We start from the raw sequence: 12,206 nt of genomic DNA on the forward strand, positions 1-12,206 counted from the left end.
TACTGTATGCGCATACAGTAATCCGGGTTTGCACAGAAGACCAGTGCCGTCAGGCGGACAGGGTCAGTGCGGCTTCTTGAGCTTCGGGTTCGGGAAGAACTGAACCGTCTGCACCTTTACCGGCTCGGCCTTGACCGCCTGCTGGTTTACCCGGGTACCGAGCTCCTTGGGCACCGACAAGCCCTGCTCGTTGAGGGTGTCGGTGAAGCCGCAGGCCACGCACTCGCGGTGTGGCACGCCGTCTTCGTTCCACATCATCAGCTTGTCGGGCTCGCTGCACGCCGGGCATACCGCCCCGGCGATGAAGCGTTTCTTGGTCTTGATCACGCCGCCCTCACTCATGCCGCCGCATCCTCGGTCAGGCCACTATGACGCAGCAGCGCATCGATGGAAGGCTCACGACCACGGAAATCGACGAACAGCACCATTGGCTCGCGCGAACCGCCACGGGCCAGGATCGCCTCGCGGAACGCGCGTCCGGTGTCGGCATTGAGCACGCCTTCTTCCTCGAAGCGCGAGAAGGCGTCGGCCGACAGCACTTCGGCCCACTTGTAGCTGTAGTAGCCCGCCGCATAACCGCCGGCGAAGATGTGCGCAAAGCTGTTAGGGAAGCGGTTGTAGGCCGGCGGACGCATCACCGTGACCTCGTCGCGCACGCCCTCGAGCACCTGCAGCACGCTGCGGCCGTCGCCATGGGTGGCGTGCAGCTCGAAGTCGAACAGCGAGAACTCCAGTTGGCGCACCATCATCATCCCGGACTGGAAGTTCTTCGCCGCCAGCATCTTGTCCAGCAGGTCCTGGGGCAGCGGCTCGCCGGTCTCGTAGTGGCCGGAAATCAGTGCCAGGCCTTCAGGCTCCCAGCACCAGTTCTCCATGAACTGGCTCGGCAGCTCGACCGCGTCCCAGGCCACACCGTTGATGCCGGACACACCGGCATGCTCGATGCGGGTGAGCAGGTGGTGCAGGCCGTGGCCGAACTCGTGGAACAGCGTGGTGACTTCATCGTGGGTGAGCAGCGCCGGCTTGCCCGGTGCGGCCGGGGTGAAGTTGCACACCAGGTTGGCCACCGGGCTCTGCAATGCACCGGCCGCGGTGCGGCGACGGTCGCGGGCACCGTCCATCCAGGCGCCACCACGCTTGTTGGCACGGGCGTAGAGGTCGAAGAAGAAGCGCCCGACGTGCTGGCCGTTCTCCTTGATCTCGAACAGGCGCACGTCCGGGTGCCAGGCGTCGAAGCCCTTGAGTTCGGCAATCTCGATGCCGTAGAGGCGCTGGACGATGCTGAACAGGCCGCTCAGCACCTTGTCGATCGGGAAGTAGGCGCGCAGGGTTTCCTGCGACACGTTGTAGCGCTGCTCGCGCAGCTTCTCGCCGTAATAGCCGGCGTCCCAGCTGGCCAGCTCCGGAGTGCCCTGCTCGGCGGCGTAGGCCTTGAGCTGCTCCAGATCCTGAGCTGCGAACGGCTTGGAACGCTTGGCCAGGTCACGCAGGAAGCTCAGCACCTGGTCGCTGGACTCGGCCATCTTGGTGGCCAGGCTCAGCTCGGCGTAGTTGGCGTAGCCCAGCAGCGCGGCCAGTTCCTGACGCAGGTCGAGGATCTCGGCCATCACCGGGCCGTTGTCGAACTGCCCGGCGTTCGGGCCCTGGTCCGAGGCGCGGGTGCAGTAGGCGGCGTACAGCTCTTCGCGCAGGGCGCGGTCGCTGGCGTAGGTCATCACCGCGTAGTAGCTGGGGAACTCCAGCGTGATCAGCCAGCCGTCGAGGCCCTTGGCCTGGGCAGCGGCGGCCATCTGCGCCTTGGCCGAATCGGTCAGGCCGGCCAGTGCGGCTTCGTCGGTGACGTGCTTGGTCCAGGCCTGGGTGGCGTCGAGCAACTGGTTGGAGAAACGGCTGCCCAGCTCGCTGAGCTTGCTCTGCACTTCGGCATAGCGCTGCTGCTTGTCGGCCGGCAGGTCGATACCCGACAGGCGGAAGTCACGCAGGGCGTGGTCGAGGATCGTCTTCTGCGCCACGTCGAAACTGGCGGCTTCATCGCTGTTGGCCAGCGCCTGGTAGGCATCGAACAGGGCGCGGTTCTGCCCCATCTCGGTGGAATAGGCGCTCAGCGCCGGCAGGCACGACTCGTAAGCCTCGCGCAGTTCCTTGCTGTTGCACACCGCATTGAGGTGGCTGACCGGGCTCCAGGCCGCGCCCAGGCGGTCGTTGAGTTCGTCCATCGCCAGCACCAGGCCGGCCCAGGAGGGATTCTTGCCCTGCTGCGCGAGGATATCGGCGATGGCCTTGCGGTTGTCGGCCAGGATCTGCTCGATCGCCGGCAGCACGTGTTCGGCGCGGATTGCGGAGAAGGGTGGCAGGTCGTGGGACTGCAGAAGCGGGTTGTTCGCACTCACGGTTTGGATACCTTGGCAGGAGAAACACGGGACCATCTTAATTACAATCGACGCCGACCGCAGCAGGCAGCCTGCCTATCGGCATTGCAGAGGGACACTATCATGGCCATCCGGACCTTCCGGGAACACACGCCGAAAGTCGGCCCACGCGCCTTCGTCGACCGTTCGGCGGTGGTGATCGGCGACGTGCAGATCGGTGAAGACAGCTCGGTCTGGCCGCTGACCGTAGTGCGCGGCGACATGCACCGGATCCGCATCGGCGCGCGCACCAGCGTGCAGGATGGCAGCGTGCTGCACATCACCCACGCCGGCCCCTTCAACCCGGACGGCTTCCCGCTGATCATCGGCGACGAAGTGACCATCGGTCACAAGGTGATGCTGCACGGCTGCACACTGGGCAACCGGATCCTGGTCGGCATGGGCAGCACCATCATGGATGGCGCCATCGTCGAGGACGAGGTGATCATCGGCGCCGGCAGCCTGGTGCCGCCCGGCAAGCGCCTGGAGAGCGGCTACCTGTATGTCGGCAGCCCGGTAAAGCAGGCCCGACCGCTGAACGAAAAGGAACGCGCGTTCTTCCCCTACAGCGCCAGCAACTACGTGAAGCTCAAGGACCAGCACCTGGCCGAAGGCTACGATCAACCGGAATGACCCATTCGCGGGCAAGCCCGCTCCTACAGGCTCTGTGATTATCCTGTATGAGCGGGCTTGCCCGCGAAGCAGTCGACGCAAGACTTGAGTGGACCCGCATACATGCACCAGCAAAACATCCTCTTCGACCTCGACGGCACCCTGACCGACCCACGCCAGGGCATCACCCGCTCGATCCAGTACGCCTTGGCCAAACTAGGTATCGACGAGCCCGACCTGACCCGCCTCGAGCATTTCATCGGCCCGCCCTTGCTGCAGGCCTTCATGCAGTTCTACGGCTTCGACGAGGCCAAGGCCTGGGAGGCGGTCAACTTCTACCGCGAACGCTTCCGCGTCACCGGCCTGTACGAGAACCTGGTATTCGACGGCGTGCCAGAGCTGCTGCAAGCCCTGAACGACCAGGGCCGCACCTTGTACGTTGCCACCTCCAAGCCTTGGGAGTTCGCCCGCGAGATCGCCCGGCACTTTGCTTTCGACCGGCATTTCAAGGTGATCTACGGCAGTGAGCTGGATGGCACCCGCACCAACAAAGTCGAGCTGATCCGCCATCTGTTGGACGAAGAAGGGCTGGACCCGGCGCAGACCCTGATGATCGGTGACCGCAAGCACGACCTGATCGGCGCCCGCAGCAACGGGTTGCAGGCCGTGGCGGTGGGATACGGTTTCGGCAGCCGCGAAGAGCTGGTGGCCGAGGCGCCGGCGTTTCATTTCGACACGGTGGCGGATTTGCACCACGCGTTCATCAAGGCTTGATGGCCACGGGGCCGCGCACGGCCCCGGCATATCAAGGCTGTGCCATCAACCGCTGCAACGCCGCTTTTCGCTGATCGATCGGCTGCTGCCCCAAGTGCTCGACCCGCTGATAGAACGTCGTCCAGTCCCCACCAGCCTGACGAAACAACGCCGCAAACGCCGGCACCCACTGGTCATACAGGCCGAACGGCAGCAGCTTGGCATTGCTCATCGGCCCATACACCCAGGCGTCATAGCGGCGGTCACCGGCCCAGTCCCGATCGCGCAGCTCGCGGTATTCACGTCGCAATCGCGCGAACTCGGCTTGCTTGGCCACCCGCTTGTCGGCATCAGCAAGCGTCCCAGCGTAGATCGCCTGCAAACGCTCGCGACTCGCCAGCACCAGGCGGATGAACTGTTCACGCTGCCGCGCCCCATCCTCGTGAGCCGCCGCAAGCCCACGCGCCATGCGCCATTGCCGCGTGCCCTCCTGTTCGACGAAGGTGGCGAAGGACTCGTTGAATTCGGTGTCGTCCTTCACGTAGAAGCGCTGGTGCGCCAGTTCGTGAAAGATCAGCGTGGCCAGGCGCTCCTCGCCCCAGCCCACCATAGACGAAAGAATCGGATCGTCGAACCAGCCCAGGGTCGAGTAAGCCTCGACACCCCCGACGTACACATCCAGCCCTTGCTCGCGCATCAGCGCCGCTGCCCCGCGCGCAGCGCCCTGGCGGTAGTAGCCGCGGTAGGCGACGCAACCGGCGATGGGGAAACAGTGGGTGACCGGTTGCAGCGAAAGCTCCGGCGTGGCGAACACATTCCACACCACATAGGGCCGCCCGAGATCGGCGTACACCCGGTAGCTGCGATTGTCTGGCAGCTTCAGGTGCTCGCTGGCGAAAGTGCGGGCCTGTTCGGCATGCAGCAGACGCTGACGCAGCCGTTCGTCCGTCGTGGGGTCGGCCAGCACCCGCTCCACTGGCTGGCGTGCACGCAGCAGTTGCCATTGCCCTTCGGCCAGCTGGCCGTAGTAGCCGAGGCTGCCGCAACCGCTCAGCAGGAGCGCGGCCAGCAGCGGAACAAAAGGGCTGAAAACGCGGTCGAGAGCCCGGTGGCCTGAGCGCTGTAGCAGAAAAAGTCGAAACATCAGGGCTGTTCATCCCGCTCAAGGCCTGTGCGTTCCAAGACTATCTCGCCAGAGGGCCTTTTCGCCATGCGTACACTGTTTGCCGTCGGCACCTTCGGGCTGCTGAGCGCCTGCTCCACCTTGCCCGACCCCGACCCCAACCAGGCCTGGATCGACCTCGCCCGCGACGACGACACCTCGCTGCACGCCGTGCAGGTGGACGAGCGCGACTGGGCCGACAACCGCTATTTCGAAGTGCCGCCGGGTAGCCACGAACTGACGGTGCGTTACCAGTTTCCGGTCACCCCGAGCAATATCGGCCCAGTCGACGAACCACTGTGGCGCGACTGCCAACTGAACCTCACCTTCAAGGACTTCAGCGCCGGCCAGCGCTACAGCCTGCAAGCCGGCAGCATTGGCTTCCGGCCTTGGGTGAAACTCTATGACGAACAGCAGAAACTGATAGGCCAAGGCCTGCCAGCGGGCTGTCAGCGCACCTGATCAGCGCTATGCTTGTAATCTGTGACCCGCAAGCGGAGTTTCATCATGCGCCAGCCCATGATGCTGATCGCCCTCAGTGCACTGGGGGCTTGCGCCAGCCCCTTGCCACCCAAAGACCCGGCCCATGCCTGGGTCGACCTCTATACCGTCACCCCCGGTCGTACCATCATGGCCGACAAGCTCGATGGCAAGCGCCTCGACGACGGCCGGTACTTCCAGCTCACGCCGGGCCGCCATGAACTGGTGGTGCGCTTCGACTACGAGCTGACTGCCGGGCTCTTCACCACAAGCCCGACCGAGCGCACCTGCTACCTGACCGTGCGCTTCGACAACTTCAAGGCCGGTGAGCGCTATCGCCTCGAAGCCCGGGCCCCGGCGATGCAGCCGCAGGTATACCTGTACGACGCCAACCGCCAGGTGCTGGTGGACGAGCCGAGCAACATCTTCTGCATCCCATGAACAACGGGGTCGCGCTGCGACCCCGCTGCAACGACCGCTATTGGTCGTTCTTCTGGTAGATGATCTTTTTGGTCCCGCCATCGCAGCTGCCAACGACCATGTTCGGATCACTGACCTCGCTGTTGGGCACGATTTCCAGGGTGTAGGAAGGCACCCCGGCCGCCTGGATCTTCGCCTCGATCTCGGCCTTGAGCTCCTCGCACGGCTTGACTGCCGCCAGCGCGGAGGTGGCCAGCAAAGAGGCCAGAACGGCGAATGCTACGCGGATCATGGAACGGCTCCTCAAAGGGCAGGCAAGCTGCCGACCCTTCCAGACTACAGCAAGCAAAGCCTAACCTACGAGAGCAGCGTCGCATCCAGGCTGATCGTCGCGTTGAGCACCTTGGACACCGGGCATCCCGCCTTGGCCTTGTTGGCAATCTCCTGGAACTGCGCCTCACTGGCACCGGGGACCTTGGCCTTGAGGGTGAGATGCACGGCGGTAATGGCAAAGCCATCGGGCTGCTTGTCGAGGCTGACTTCGGCGACGGTGTCGATGCGTTCGGGCGTCAGCCCGGCCTCACCCAGCATCATCGATAGCGCCATCGAGAAGCAGCCCGCATGGGCCGCACCGATCAGCTCCTCGGGGTTGGTCCCAGGCGATCCTTCGAAGCGGGTATTGAAGCCATAGGGGTTCTGCTTGAGGGCGCCACTCTCGGTGGACAGCAGGCCCTTGCCATCCTTGAGCCCTCCCTGCCAGATCGCCGATGCTGTCTTTTTCATGATGCCTCCTGGATGTTCAGTGGGTGTCTCTATGGGTTCTGAGGACACTGCCTACGGCAAGTTCAGATCAATCCATGGTCAACCATTGAATCCATCGCAGGGTGCCCATACAGAGTCACAAAGGCCCTTGGCCAACCAATTTCCTGCGGAGGCTCCGATGACGCATCTGCGTGACCTGAAGATTTCCACCCTCGACCTGGTGCCAGTGCGCGCCGATGCCGGCCCGGCCCAGTCGCTACGCAACTCACTGGACCTGGCGCAGCACGTCGAGCGTTTCGGCTACAACCGGTTCTGGGTGGCCGAACACCACAACATGGACGGCATCGCCAGCTCGGCGACCTCGGTGCTGATGGGCTATCTCGCTGGCGGCACCTCGCGCATCCGCATCGGCTCGGGCGGGGTGATGCTGCCCAACCATGCGCCGCTGGTGATCGCCGAACAGTTCGGCACCCTGGCCAGCCTCTACCCCGGCCGCATCGACCTGGGCCTGGGCCGTGCGCCCGGTTCCGACCAGATGACCGCACGCGCCCTGCGCCGCGAGCGCTCTGGCAGCGCCGACGACTTCCCCGACGATGTCGAGGAGCTGTCGCGCTACCTCGGCCCACGTACCGACGATCAGAAAGTGATCGCCGTGCCCGGCCACGACACCGAAGTGCCGATGTGGCTGCTGGGTTCAAGCCTGTTCAGCGCGCAACTGGCCGGCATGCGCGGCATGCCATACGCCTTCGCCTCGCACTTCGCCCCGCGCTACATGCACGAGGCGATCCGCATCTACCGCGACCATTTCAAGCCGTCGACAACGCTGGACAAGCCCTACGTGATGCTGGGCATCCCGATGGTGGTGGCGGACAGCGACGAGAAGGCCGAATACCTGGCGACCTCGGTCTACCAGCGCATCCTCGCGCTGATCCGCGGCCAGAGCCTGATGCAGCGCCCACCCGTGCAGAGCATGGACGGCCTGTGGCTGCCCCATGAGCGTGATGCGGTGGGGAGTTTCCTTGGGCTGGCGATGATTGGCAGCCCGCAGAAGGTGCGGGCGAAGGTGGAGGTGCTGCTGGAGCAGACCGGCGCGGATGAGCTGATCTTCACCTGCGACCTGTATGAGCATGCCGATCGGGTGCGCTCGTATGAGCTGCTGGCGCAGGCGTTGAAGGGCGATTGAATGTCGTATGTGGAAGCAACTGCCTTAGTCGAAATCTAAAGGCCTGCCCAATCCCCATGCAGGAGCGGCGAACCGCCGCTCCTACAGGTATTGTGTTCGGATTTACGCCTCAACCGCGGCGATAGATGATTTCCTTGGTCCCGGCCTCGCAGCTGCCGATCACCTTGCCAGCCGGCGTGCCCTTGTCGACGATCTCCAGCGTATACCCCTGAACCCCCTTGGCATCGAGCTTGGCTGCAATTTCGCTCTTGAGCTCCTCGCACGGCTTACCTGCCGCCATCGCTCCACCGGCCAACATCATCAGGCCTACTGCCAGAAACACTTTCTTCATCGTCATCGTTCCTTATGCGGATCAAAAAAGCAGCATAGAGCACCGGCGTATACCGGTGCCCCTGGAAGTCATACGCCATAACTCAGGAACAGGCTATCCCCATACTGTTTCAACTGTTGGCGATGCGGAACCCGACCTTGAGCGTAACCTGGAAATGCGCAGCCTTGTTGTCGCGGATATGGCCACGCGTATCGACCACCTCGAACCACTCCAGGTGCTTGATGCTCTTGCCGGCTTCGGCCAGGGCATTGTTGATCGCATCTTCGATACTCGTGGGCGAGGAACCGACGAGCTCGATCTTCTTGTAGGTGTGATGATCGGACATGAACACTCTCCTTGGATGATGTGCTGGATTGAGCCTAGCAGCGCAGGCCCGGTTTACCTGCGAGCCATCGCCTCGGGCGAAAGTTCGATCGCACTTTCGGCACAGCGCGCAGTCGCACTCTTTACACCCTACTCAGCGAAGGAGAGTCCACATGGCCCGTAACGCACTGCGCAAGACCTCACTGGAAAGCATGGAAGCGGAGATCGAAAGCCTGCTCAAGACGCTGGAAGACCTCAAAGGCGATGCCTCGGAGGAAACGCAGAAAACCATGAAGGCCCTGCGCGGCAACGCCCAGAACGCCCTCAAGCATTCGCGCAGCCTGCTGACCGACGCCTACGAAGAAGTGAAGACCCGCACCCGGGAAACCGGCATCGCCACCCGTGACTACGCCCAGGAACACCCCTGGACCACCGCGGGCGTGGCCGTTGGCGCATTGGGCCTGCTTGCGGCCTACTTGCTGTGCCGCCGCAACTAGGGTCTGTATGAAAAGTCTTGAGACGAAGGTCAGGCAAGGCGAAAACAGCCGAGGAACGGCCGGGGTCGCGCTCGACTTTACGGGTTGTAAATGAGCATTCCGAGGCTGTTTTCAACGCAGCATCACCGAGTATCAAGGCTTTTCGGACAGAGCTTAAGCCTGCGCCTGCAACTCCCGGCGTAACCACTGCGCCAACTGCTCGGCGCGCCCATCGGCGGCGCGCCGCGGCACCCATAGCGCCAACGCCGCTGGCGTCGGCGAAAAACCCCACGGCGCCGCCAGGCGTCCGCCACGCAGATCGTCCGCCACCAGCGGTTGCGGCGCGATCGCCACCCCCAAACCCGCCACCGCAGCCTCCAGCAGGTAATACAGGTGCTCGAATGCCTGGCCGAAGGTCAGCGCACTGGCGTCCAGCCCTTGCTGCGCGGCCCAGGTCGGCCACGCCTGTGGACGCGAGGTGGTATGCAGCAAGGCTTCACCCAGCAGCGCACGTGCAGGGGCCTGGCACAGGCGCTCGAAGCCGGGAAAGTGCGGGCTGAGCACCGGCCCGATACGTTCCTCGGCCAGTACATGCACCTGCATGTCGGCGGGCCACGGCGGCTCGGCATACACCAGCAACGCATCCAACCCCGGGCGGCGCGGATCCAGATCGCCCTCTCCGGCCGACAGGTGCAGACGCAGCTCAGGCAGATCGGCCTTCAAACGCCCGAGCCGGGGAATGAACCACCGCGCCAGCAGGCTGCCGGAGCATCCCAGGACGAAGGGTGCATCGCTGACATCACGGCTGAGCTCGGCGCATACGCTGCGCAGGCGGTCGAAGGCATCGAAGCTGGCATCGCGCAGGCGAACCCCGGCATCTGTGAGTTTGATGCCACGCCCGTCCTTGATGAACAGCGCCACGCCGAGATGCTCCTCGAGCACCTTGATCTGCCGGCTCACCGCGCCGTGGGTCACGTGCAGCTGTTCGGCGGCCTGGCTGACGCTATTCAGCCGGGCAGTGGCCTCGAAAGCGCGCAGGGCATTGAGGGGAGGGAGGTCCTGAGGCATTTGACTTGTGAGTTTTCCTGACGAGTTGTCGCAATCTTATCGGTTTTCAGAGGACGTTGCGCTGGGTAGAGTAGGCCCATCGATCAGTGGTGGCCTCTTCGCGGGCAAGCCCGCTCCCACCAGTGCAGTGCTGTATTCAGCCTGCGGGAGCGGGCTTGCCCGCGACGAAGGCGACACGATCTTCCAATCCAGACCCCTATGGAGCGCCCCATGTCCCAGTCCCAATACCGCCCCGGCCCCGACGCCAATGGCCTGTTCGGCGCATTCGGCGGCCGCTACGTAGCCGAAACCCTGATGCCCCTGGTCCTGGACCTGGCCCGCGAGTACGAAGCGGCCAAGGCAGACCCCGAATTCCTCGAGCAGCTCGCCTACTTCCAGCGCGACTACATCGGCCGCCCCAACCCGCTGTACTTCGCCGAGCGCCTGACCGAGCACTGCGGCGGCGCGAAGATCTTCTTCAAGCGTGAAGAGCTCAACCACACCGGCGCGCACAAGGTGAACAACTGCATCGGTCAGGTGCTGCTGGCCAAGCGCATGGGCAAGAAGCGCCTGATCGCCGAGACCGGCGCCGGCATGCACGGCGTGGCCACCGCCACCGTCGCTGCGCGCTTCGGCCTGCCCTGCGTGATCTATATGGGCGCCACCGACATCGAGCGCCAGCAAGCCAACGTGTTCCGCATGAAGCTGCTGGGCGCCGAGATCGTTCCGGTCACCGCCGGCACCGGCACCCTGAAGGACGCCATGAACGAGGCCCTGCGCGACTGGGTCACCAACGTCGAAGACACCTTCTACCTGATCGGCACCGTGGCCGGCCCGCACCCGTATCCGGCGATGGTCCGCGATTTCCAGTCGATCATCGGCAAGGAAACCCGCGCCCAGTTGCACGAGAAGGAAGGCCGCCTGCCAGACAGCCTGGTCGCCTGCGTCGGCGGCGGCTCCAACGCCATGGGCCTGTTCCACAACTTCCTCGAAGACGAAAGCGTGCAGATCATCGGCGTCGAAGCCGGTGGCCATGGCGTGCACACCGACAAGCATGCCGCCAGCCTCAACGGCGGCGTCCCTGGCGTACTGCACGGCAACCGCACCTACCTGCTGCAGGACGACGATGGCCAGATCACCGATGCCCACTCGATCTCCGCCGGCCTGGACTACCCCGGCATCGGCCCCGAGCACGCCTACCTGCACGAAGTGAAGCGGGTCGAATACGTCAGCATCACCGACGACGAAGCCCTGGACGCCTTCCACGCCACCTGCCGCCTCGAAGGCATCATCCCGGCGCTGGAGAGCTCCCACGCCCTGGCCGAGGCGATCAAGCGCGCCCCGAACCTGCCCAAGGATCACCTGATGGTCGTGTGCCTTTCCGGCCGCGGCGACAAAGACATGCAAACCGTGATGAACCACATGGCTGCCCAGGAGAAACAGGCATGAGCCGTCTTGAACAACGTTTCGCCGACCTGAAGGCCGAAGGCCGCTCGGCACTGGTCACCTTCATCACTGCAGGCGACCCTGGCTACGATGCCTCGCTGAAAATCCTCAAGGGCCTGCCTGAAGCCGGCGCCGACGTGATCGAGCTGGGCATGCCCTTCACCGACCCGATGGCCGACGGCGTGGCGATCCAGCTCGCCACCCTGCGCGCCCTGGAGGCCGGCCAGACCCTGGCGAAAACCCTGCAGATGGTCCGCGAATTCCGCGTCGACAACCAGACCACGCCGATCGTGCTGATGGGCTACTACAACCCGATCCACCGCTTTGGCGTGGAACAGTTCGTCGCCGAGGCGAAGGCCGTCGGCGTCGATGGTCTGATCATCGTCGACCTGCCGCCAGAGCACGACGCCGAGCTGGCAACCCCGGCCCAGGCCGCGGGTATCGACTTCATCCGCCTGACCACCCCGACCACCGACGACGTGCGTCTGCCGCGTGTGCTCGAGCGCAGCTCGGGTTTCGTCTACTACGTGTCGGTGGCCGGTGTGACCGGTGCGGGCTCGGCGACCACCGAGCACGTCAAGGAGGCCATCGCCCGCCTGCGTCGCCACACCGACCTGCCGATCAGCGTCGGTTTCGGCATCCGTACGCCAGAGCAGGCCGCAGCGATCGCCAAGCTGTCCGATGGCGTGGTGGTGGGCTCGGCGCTGGTCGACAAGATCGCCCAGGCCAAGTCACCCGAACAGGCTGTGAGCGATGTGCTGAGCCTGTGCTCGGCGCTGGCTGAAGGGGTGCGCGGCGCCCGGGGCTGAGGGGGAACTGGCGT

At 64.4% G+C, this 12,206-nt stretch carries 16 protein-coding genes; 8 read left to right on the forward strand and 8 right to left on the reverse strand.

Translation table 11 applies throughout. The features are described 5' to 3' along the window. Positions 1-63: 63 nt before the first annotated feature. Positions 64-342 carry a YheV family putative zinc ribbon protein gene (locus tag HU729_RS15855; RefSeq protein WP_186669989.1) on the reverse strand — a complete coding sequence of 93 codons (279 nt, stop codon included), beginning with the start codon at positions 340-342 and terminating at the stop codon, positions 64-66. After that, positions 339-2,390, reverse strand: coding sequence for an oligopeptidase A (gene prlC / locus HU729_RS15860; protein ID WP_346655304.1), 2,052 nt, complete (start codon positions 2,388-2,390; stop codon positions 339-341). The genes HU729_RS15855 and prlC overlap by 4 nt, the downstream gene beginning before the upstream one ends. A 102-nt stretch (positions 2,391-2,492) precedes the next feature. Between prlC and HU729_RS15865 the strand changes: the two genes are divergently transcribed. Next, positions 2,493-3,041 (forward strand): gamma carbonic anhydrase family protein, encoded by a 549-nt coding sequence (locus tag HU729_RS15865; RefSeq protein ID WP_186669991.1) that lies wholly within the window; start codon positions 2,493-2,495, stop codon positions 3,039-3,041. A 102-nt stretch (positions 3,042-3,143) separates the two neighbouring features. Beyond that, the gene (locus HU729_RS15870; protein ID WP_186710931.1) at positions 3,144-3,794 is read left to right on the forward strand and encodes an HAD family hydrolase; all 651 of its coding nucleotides are present in this window, start codon (positions 3,144-3,146) and stop codon (positions 3,792-3,794) included. Positions 3,795-3,825: 31 nt separating this feature from the next. Here the strand turns inward: HU729_RS15870 and HU729_RS15875 are convergent, their stop codons facing one another. Further along, positions 3,826-4,917, reverse strand: a complete 1,092-nt coding sequence (locus HU729_RS15875) for an aminopeptidase (RefSeq protein ID WP_186710932.1) — start codon at positions 4,915-4,917, stop codon at positions 3,826-3,828. A 66-nt stretch (positions 4,918-4,983) separates the two neighbouring features. On the opposite strand from HU729_RS15875, the gene HU729_RS15880 reads away from it, so the two are divergent. Both HU729_RS15880 and HU729_RS15885 read left to right on the forward strand, forming a co-directional pair. Next, positions 4,984-5,397: a hypothetical protein gene (locus HU729_RS15880; RefSeq protein WP_186669996.1), complete on the forward strand. Its 414-nt coding sequence runs from the start codon at positions 4,984-4,986 to the stop codon at positions 5,395-5,397. A gap of 45 nt (positions 5,398-5,442) precedes the next feature. Further along, positions 5,443-5,856: a hypothetical protein gene (locus HU729_RS15885; protein WP_186710933.1), complete on the forward strand. Its 414-nt coding sequence runs from the start codon at positions 5,443-5,445 to the stop codon at positions 5,854-5,856. Between the two features lie 37 nt (positions 5,857-5,893). On the opposite strand, the gene HU729_RS15890 is transcribed toward HU729_RS15885, so the two are convergent. Then, a complete protein-coding gene (locus HU729_RS15890) occupies positions 5,894-6,127 on the reverse strand; it encodes a DUF1161 domain-containing protein (protein WP_186669998.1) in 234 nt (77 codons plus the stop codon). Between the two features lie 65 nt (positions 6,128-6,192). After that, complete coding sequence (locus HU729_RS15895; RefSeq protein WP_186669999.1) at positions 6,193-6,618, reverse strand: OsmC family protein; 426 nt, start codon at positions 6,616-6,618, stop codon at positions 6,193-6,195. A gap of 157 nt (positions 6,619-6,775) precedes the next feature. Between HU729_RS15895 and HU729_RS15900 the strand changes: the two genes are divergently transcribed. After that, positions 6,776-7,780, forward strand: coding sequence for an LLM class flavin-dependent oxidoreductase (locus tag HU729_RS15900; RefSeq protein ID WP_186710934.1), 1,005 nt, complete (start codon positions 6,776-6,778; stop codon positions 7,778-7,780). Between the two features lie 109 nt (positions 7,781-7,889). Here the strand turns inward: HU729_RS15900 and HU729_RS15905 are convergent, their stop codons facing one another. Beyond that, positions 7,890-8,111, reverse strand: a complete 222-nt coding sequence (locus HU729_RS15905) for a DUF1161 domain-containing protein (protein WP_186670001.1) — start codon at positions 8,109-8,111, stop codon at positions 7,890-7,892. 109 nt (positions 8,112-8,220) lie between these two features. After that, on the reverse strand, positions 8,221-8,436 hold the full coding sequence (locus tag HU729_RS15910; protein ID WP_042121737.1) for a dodecin: 216 nt from the start codon (positions 8,434-8,436) through the stop codon (positions 8,221-8,223). Positions 8,437-8,587: 151 nt separating this feature from the next. On the opposite strand from HU729_RS15910, the gene HU729_RS15915 reads away from it, so the two are divergent. Then, positions 8,588-8,911, forward strand: a complete 324-nt coding sequence (locus tag HU729_RS15915) for a DUF883 family protein (RefSeq protein ID WP_054893393.1) — start codon at positions 8,588-8,590, stop codon at positions 8,909-8,911. A gap of 153 nt (positions 8,912-9,064) precedes the next feature. Here the strand turns inward: HU729_RS15915 and HU729_RS15920 are convergent, their stop codons facing one another. Further along, positions 9,065-9,958 (reverse strand): LysR family transcriptional regulator, encoded by an 894-nt coding sequence (locus HU729_RS15920; RefSeq protein WP_186670005.1) that lies wholly within the window; start codon positions 9,956-9,958, stop codon positions 9,065-9,067. Between the two features lie 210 nt (positions 9,959-10,168). Between HU729_RS15920 and trpB the strand changes: the two genes are divergently transcribed. Both trpB and trpA read left to right on the forward strand, forming a co-directional pair. Further along, a complete protein-coding gene (gene trpB / locus HU729_RS15925; RefSeq protein WP_186670007.1) occupies positions 10,169-11,386 on the forward strand; it encodes a tryptophan synthase subunit beta in 1,218 nt (405 codons plus the stop codon). Further along, positions 11,383-12,192 carry a tryptophan synthase subunit alpha gene (gene trpA, locus HU729_RS15930; RefSeq protein ID WP_186710935.1) on the forward strand — a complete coding sequence of 270 codons (810 nt, stop codon included), beginning with the start codon at positions 11,383-11,385 and terminating at the stop codon, positions 12,190-12,192. The genes trpB and trpA overlap by 4 nt, the downstream gene beginning before the upstream one ends. The last annotated feature ends 14 nt before the right edge of the window (positions 12,193-12,206 follow it).

The organism is Pseudomonas sp. RW10S2, from assembly GCF_014268985.1.
In the GTDB taxonomy this organism is placed as follows: domain Bacteria; phylum Pseudomonadota; class Gammaproteobacteria; order Pseudomonadales; family Pseudomonadaceae; genus Aquipseudomonas; species Aquipseudomonas wayambapalatensis.